Below are 4,904 nucleotides of genomic sequence, written 5' to 3' on the forward strand. Positions count from 1 at the left end.
GCCCCGCCGGCGGCGCGCGCCAGGCCCTACGAGCCGACCGCGGCCGAAATCCGCGCCCTGAAGCCCACCGCCGCGGAACGCGCCCGGCACACGCCGTCGCAAGCCCAGATCGCCGCCATGGGCGAGCGCTTCCGGCCGGAGTACAACCGGCGGCTGAGCCAGCAGGGCAAGGCGGCGGCGGACGCGTGGATCCGCCAGAAGGGCCACGAGATCGGCCTGCGGCAGGCCCAAGAGGCCAAGCGCAGGATCCTGATCGAGCGCCATCGCGCCGGACAGGCGGCCCAGCGGTGAGCAGGCCAACCGCCGCGCGCCCCTTCCCGCTGCGCCGTGTCGCGGGCGCACTCGCGCTGGCCGCCTGCGCGCTCACGCTCGCAGGCTGCGGCGAGCGGAAACGCGACAGCGTCGCCGCCGCCGAGACGCTGGCGGAGGCGCTCTATCCCGGACGGCTTGAGGTCCACGACACGCGCTGGCGGCTGAAGGAGGACGGCGGCTACGACGTCATCTTCGCGGTGCGGGGCGATCCGGTGACGCGCATCCGCTTCGCGGTGGACAAGGACCCGGCGACCTGCGTGCGCGGGTCGCCCTGCGAAGACAAGCTGGTCGCCGCGTATGAGTATGGCGTGGCGCAGGGGGCGGAGCTGAAGGCGCTCGACGCCGCGTTCCGCGCCTGCGGCGTCCCCGCGCTGGAGGTGGGACGGCTCGCGCTCCAGACGCCGCGCCATTCGCCGCCTAGCGTGGGCGCGAGCCTTAGGGTCGCGACCGATCTCACCACGGCGACGCGGCGGGCGACGGAAGAGCGGCTGACCGCCTGCGCCGCGGGTTACGCCCGCGCCCGCCGCGACCTGCCGTGGCGCGACCGGGCGGCGTTTCTGTCGGTCGCGATCATCCCCACCGCCCGCAGCGGCCCCGTGGCGCCGCCGAAGCGGCTGACCTTCGAGACCCGCGCGCCCTCCGGCGACGAGCGCGCCGCGCTCTACATCCAGACGCTGAAGGTGGAGGGACCCGAGGCCACGCCCGTCGGGCTGCGCTTCGCGCCGGACTTCCGCGTGCGGCAGGAGCTCGACACGGAGCTGGCCGCCGCCGCCAAGAGGTTCCTCGACGCCCAGCCGGGCTTCGAGGCCGCGCGCGCCCAGACCCCCGCCTTCCGCACAACGCTCGATCCGGAGCGCACGGACGTGATCCGCACCTATGTGCTGGCCTGCGCCAACTGGACGGGCAAGCCGCCCTGCCGGAGCGACGTCGCCGTGCGCATGCGCTACGACCTCAGCGCGCGCGCGGCGTCGGAGCTGGAGCTGCTGCGGGACGTGCGGGACGCCCGCGGGGTGGTGACGCTGCCGCCGCTGCCCGGCTCCTGAGCCGGATCGCGGCTCAGAACAGCGCGTCCACGATCTTCAGCCCGTCGGGGAAGCGCTCCACGTCATAGGCGCGGGGCAGGCGCACGCCGATGTCGCGCACATAGGCCACCCGCCACCGGTCCGGCCCGCGCGAATAGGTCCGCCAGTCGTGGGTGAGCGAGAGATCGGACTCCGGCCGCGACGACACCGAGGCCGGTCGCCAGTAGTCGTCGTCGCGCCGCCAGTAGCGGTCATAGACCGGCTGCATCGCGGCGACCGCGGCGTGGACATGGCCGCCGCGCTCCCCGTCCGGTCGGTCGCGATGGGCGGTCTCGATCGCGAAGATGTCGCCGAGATAGGCGCGCACCAGCGCCTCGGGCGCCGGGTCGTCCACGGGGGTGAGACCGGCGCCGAAATCGGCCGGCGGCGTCGGCGCGCTGTCGCCCGCGGACAGGGTGACGGTCCCGAACGTCATGAACACCAGCGTGGCGCCGGCCGCGCCCCGGTAGCCGCCCTGGGCGCCGGCGAGATGGGCGGCGAGCGCGGTGAACTCCCAGGCCCTGGCCTCGTCGCAGTCGACGACGCGCGTGGTCAGCTCCGCAAGGCCCCGCTCGGCGCCGTAGTCCCGAACGGCCGCCGCCGCCCGCCCGATCGGCTCGGCGACGGAGGGGTGGTCCCAGCCCCACATCCACGCGCCCGTGTCCGGGTCCAGAGTGCCGATGACCTGAACCGGCGCCGTCACACGCCGTCCGTCCGGGGCCGTGAACACGATCTCGCCCTGCTGCAGGTCCACCGCCCAGGCTGCGGAGGCGAGCGCCCAGGTTCGGTCGTGAGCGGCGGTCTTGAGTTCAAGTTCGGCGCGGGCGCGTTCGAGCACGGCGGCGTGGTCGAGCCCGGCGTCCGGCGCGGGAGCCGCCGACGGCGCGGCGCTGTCGTCCCCGCCTCCGAACAGGCGTGTCCAGAACGACGTCATGGCGCTTCCTCCTCTGCGGCGCCTTGAACGGCGCTCGTCGCTTGCCTGCGGCGGCGAGAGCCGGTTTCGGGGTCGCGTCGGCCGCAGGGAAGTTTTATGTCGTGATGATCGCGTGACGAGAGCAGGAGCGGAGCCATGACCATGACCGGACGCCGTCGCGCCCTCGCCTGCGCCGCCGCCGTGGCGATCATGGCCGCGCCCGGAGCCGGCGTCGCGCAGCCCGGCGATCCGTCGTTCGAGGGCCGGCTGCGGATCGGCGGCACCGGCATCCTGTGCGTGAAGGAGCCCTGCCCGCGCATCGGCGTCACCGCCGCCGGGACGCCCGGAGCGCCGCGCTTCGGCCGGCCGATGTTCGCGGGTCCGACCCCGCCGCCGCTCGTCGGCGCGAAAGAGGACCTCGACCGGGTCCGCGCCGCCTGGACCATCGACGGCTGCCTGATCGTCGAGGGCCGCTTCAGCCGCCCGCCCCGGCTGGAGGTGCGCCGCGTGATCGGCGCCTGCGCGCGCGACGACTGACGCCGCGCCGCGAAAGGCAGTGGCCATCGGCCGCCGCCTTAAGGAACAGGCCCCTGGTCGTTCGGCGTCAGCGCGTCGCGACCTTGGTGACGCTGAAGGTGTTGCCCGAGAAGGTGACCTGCCCCTCGGCGCCCATGTGCTCCAGCATCAGGCGCAGGTTGCGGTTGAGGCGGGCGCTGTCCGAGCGGCTTTCGTACCAGTATTCCGCCTGCGATCCCGAGGCCCGCACCGGGCGGTGGGAGCCGTAGCAGCTGAAGGCGGCGGCGTATTCCTCGATCGCCTGCAGCTCGGTCGGCGAGAAGCCGGTCAGGCGCAGCACATAGGCGGTCGGCAGGCCGCCGCAGGCGTCGCCGCCCGCGGCCGGCGCCTGGGACGGGACGTCGGTGACGGCGCCGGCGTCCGCCCGGCCGCCCGCGGCGATGAAGCCGTCGAGCTTGGCGGTCAGCGCCGAGGACAGGTCGGCCGCCAGCGTCTTCGCCTCCGCGCCGACCTTTTCGAGCAGGCAGGCCCGGTCGCAGCCCTGCGGCAGCGGCGGAAGCTGCTGGCCCGCCACCTCGAACGAGCCGAGCCCCTGCCCGGTGCGCACGTTGAGCAGGCGGCCCGCGACCCGGACCTCCGGGCGCACGATGTCCGAATAGGACGACTTCTGCGCCGAGGCGTAGATCTGGAACACCACCACCACGTCCAGCGGCGGCTGCTGCACCGCGCGCGCCACGTCGATCAGCTCCGCGTCCCGGCGCCGCACGCGGCCGGGCTGGGTGATCCCCATCGCCACCGCGGTCTCGTCATAGACGCTGTAGCCGCGCAGGTTCATGGTCTCGGACAGTTCCGTAATCACCCGGTTGAAGATGCGGTTGCCGCGCGGCACGCTGTCCTGGTCGGCGTCCTCGCCCATCACCACGATGTTGGGTTTGGTCTGCGCCGAAGCGGGCGCCGGGGCGAGGGCGAGGGCCGCGAAAGCGAGGCCGGCCATGGCCGAAAGGGTCTTCGTCAGCATGAGGGTCGTCTCCCGTCCGAAGGGTGTCCGGCGTCAGCGGCGCGGCGCGTAGGTCGTCAGGTCGTCCATGTCGAGCGCGGCCGCGCAGACGGCGGCGGGCGCGGCGGCGAAATCGTCGAGGTCGAGCGGCTTGCGCAGGCGCGGATCGCGGATCTCCTCGAACCCGCAGCCGGGCCCGAAGGCGGCCTGCTCCCAGCCGGCGGACGGCTCGTCGGCGCGGGAGCCGCGCGCGGGCGCGATCAGCGCCACCTCGACCCGGCGGTTGACCCGCGACAGCGGCGCCTCCGGGCTCTTCAGGCGCGAGAAGCCCCAGCCCACCACCTGCAGCCGGCCGGGGCGGATGCCGTAGGCCTCGACCAGATAGGCCTTCACCTCGAGCGCCCGGCGGAACGACAGGCGCTGGTTGTAGCGGCGGTCGCCGGCGGCGTCGGTGTGGCCGGCGAGTAGGAAGCGGTGGCGGGCCAGCCGCTCTGACTGCAGGGCGCGGCCGAGCGGCTCCAGCTGGATGCGCGCCTCCGGCGTCAGCGTCGCGCTGTCATAGGCGAAGAACACGGTGAGATCGATCGCGCGGCCATAGTCCACGCGGGCGCGGCCACCGTCGGTGTCCACGTCCCGGTAGCGGCGCGGCGCGTTGGGATTGCCGTCCGCGAAGGGGGCGAGCGAGCGGATGATCTCGTTCGCGGTGGGGTTCACCGTCGCGCGCTCCTCGGCCGCGCCCTGCGCCTCGGCCGCAGGCCCCGCGGGCGCCTCCACGGCCGGGCGGGCGGCGCCGGGCGCCTCCGTCAGCGGATCGGTCTGGGCCAGGGCCGGGACGGAGGTCGCGGCGAGCACGAGCGCGAGCATCGACGCGCCGAGATCGAAGCGGACGGACGGTGAGGACGGCATGGCGTCGATCCTTTGATTGCAGGGTCCGGACGACCCCTTCCGCAGGGTCCCTGCGCCCGGCAGAGCGTTTTTCGCGCGCGGCGTCACTGGCCCTTCAAGATGGAGTTCATGTCGTTGGTCGACAGCCCGTCGCCGCCGGCGCCCGGCGCAGTCTCGCGCAGCGGGTCGGAGCCCGCGTCCGACCCCGCGCCGCCGGCCG

Annotated in this window: 6 protein-coding genes; 3 read left to right on the top strand and 3 right to left on the bottom strand. The window is 74.3% G+C overall.

Annotated features, from left to right (window positions below):
* A partial coding sequence (locus ACFQ4O_RS15140; RefSeq protein ID WP_378776789.1) for a hypothetical protein occupies nt 1-291 on the top strand: 291 nt, incomplete at its 5' end.
* Nucleotides 288-1,355 carry a hypothetical protein gene (locus ACFQ4O_RS15145; protein ID WP_378776791.1) on the top strand — a complete coding sequence of 356 codons (1,068 nt, stop codon included), beginning with the start codon at nt 288-290 and terminating at the stop codon, nt 1,353-1,355. The genes ACFQ4O_RS15140 and ACFQ4O_RS15145, both read left to right, overlap by 4 nt.
* A gap of 13 nt (nt 1,356-1,368) precedes the next feature.
* Here the strand turns inward: ACFQ4O_RS15145 and ACFQ4O_RS15150 are convergent, their stop codons facing one another.
* Nucleotides 1,369-2,307: a DUF6882 domain-containing protein gene (locus ACFQ4O_RS15150; RefSeq protein WP_378776793.1), complete on the bottom strand. Its 939-nt coding sequence runs from the start codon at nt 2,305-2,307 to the stop codon at nt 1,369-1,371.
* A gap of 141 nt (nt 2,308-2,448) precedes the next feature.
* Between ACFQ4O_RS15150 and ACFQ4O_RS15155 the strand changes: the two genes are divergently transcribed.
* A complete protein-coding gene (locus tag ACFQ4O_RS15155) occupies nt 2,449-2,823 on the top strand; it encodes a hypothetical protein (protein ID WP_378776795.1) in 375 nt (124 codons plus the stop codon).
* Between the two features lie 67 nt (nt 2,824-2,890).
* Here ACFQ4O_RS15155 and ACFQ4O_RS15160 read toward each other — a convergent pair whose 3' ends face one another.
* The gene (locus ACFQ4O_RS15160; RefSeq protein WP_378776797.1) at nt 2,891-3,820 is read right to left on the bottom strand and encodes a hypothetical protein; all 930 of its coding nucleotides are present in this window, start codon (nt 3,818-3,820) and stop codon (nt 2,891-2,893) included.
* Between the two features lie 33 nt (nt 3,821-3,853).
* Nucleotides 3,854-4,705 carry an OmpA family protein gene (locus ACFQ4O_RS15165; protein ID WP_378776799.1) on the bottom strand — a complete coding sequence of 284 codons (852 nt, stop codon included), beginning with the start codon at nt 4,703-4,705 and terminating at the stop codon, nt 3,854-3,856.
* Nucleotides 4,706-4,904: the final 199 nt, after the last annotated feature.

Source organism: Methylopila musalis (assembly GCF_042679725.1).
In the GTDB taxonomy this organism is placed as follows: domain Bacteria; phylum Pseudomonadota; class Alphaproteobacteria; order Rhizobiales; family Methylopilaceae; genus Methylopila; species Methylopila musalis.